Annotated in this window: 1 pseudogene; it reads right to left on the minus strand. The window is 45.6% G+C overall.

The annotated features are described in order from the left end of the window. Window positions 1–270: 270 nt before the first annotated feature. Window positions 271–704, minus strand: a pseudogene (locus R8N49_RS27185) (potassium transporter); the annotation flags it as partial.

A 704-nucleotide genomic window follows, 5' to 3' on the forward strand; every position in this document is an offset into this window, starting at 1 on the left:
GATTTATCTTTTGAAAGTCGTGGGTGTGAAACTCGAAGGTGTGGCAAAGAAGACGCAACCCCGTGGCAGTTCAATCTTGCAGTTACTGATGCGTTAGAGCTTTCTCATTTAGTTGAAGAAGCGAATGAAGAGTATGAGATTTTGATGAATGACCTCATGTAACTTTCATTATGGATGAAAGTCACGGTGGTGATTTAGGGCGGCGTGCTGACGTACAACCGACAAAAAAACCTCCCAAGGGTGGGAGGTTTTTGTATTTCTGTTTTGGCGTTAAATCGCTTCTTCTTTTGGTGGCGTAATATCTTGCACGTTTTCACCGTCAAAGTTTTCAGCGTAACCTTTTGGCGGTGGCGTCCAGCCACGTTCAGAACGCGATAACTTATCGTGACGATCTTTGCGCATCTCTTCCGCCATTTTCTCTTCGAGCTGGATGAATAGCTCGCGGAAGTTGTTATCGAAGCGCTCACCTTCCGAATCGTCTTCCCACGCTTGATATAACATTTCAGATTTACGAGCTTCTACGCGCTTGTAAGTGTCTTTTTGCTGTTCAACAAAGAATGGGTGAATGCCCAACGCTTTCATGGCATGTCCACCCATTTCCAGTGCCGAGTGATAAGTTTCCGATTCAATCACATCTGCGCCAGCTTGACGTAACAAGTAACCATGACCGCGGTCGAAAGCACGTGCGATGATTTTCACTTTCA

The sequence above is a fragment of the Vibrio sp. 1978 genome (genome assembly GCF_033344345.1).